The sequence below is a fragment of the Paenibacillus sinensis genome, from assembly GCF_019904155.1.
Classification (GTDB): domain Bacteria; phylum Bacillota; class Bacilli; order Paenibacillales; family Paenibacillaceae; genus Paenibacillus_AQ; species Paenibacillus_AQ sinensis.
The window spans coordinates 1-262 of the sequence record NZ_JAHCMB010000084.1 but is presented as its reverse complement, the minus strand read 5'-3'; the positions used below and the strand labels follow the sequence as shown (position 1 = coordinate 262).

Sequence of the window (262 nt, the reverse complement as noted above, 5' to 3'; positions counted from 1 at the left end):
GTACAGGCCTGGGGAAGCAACAGCACCGGTCAGCTTGGAGACGGAAGCTCGACCTCCGTGATCCGGACCACCAGAGCGGTGGTGCCGGGCTTAAGCGGAATAATATCGGTAAGCGGCAGCAACCAGCATACGCTGGCATTGGAGAATGACGGCAGTGTGTGGGCCTGGGGAGCTAATATGTATGGACAACTCGGAGATAACAGCACCACACAGCGGAGTACGCCGGTAGCGGTGAGTGGTCTGACGAGCGGCGTGATAGCGG

1 pseudogene is annotated in these 262 nt (G+C 59.5%); it reads left to right on the top strand.

Annotated elements, in window-relative coordinates:
- Positions 1-262: pseudogene (locus tag KIH86_RS10520) on the top strand (RCC1 repeat- and reductase domain-containing protein); the annotation flags it as partial.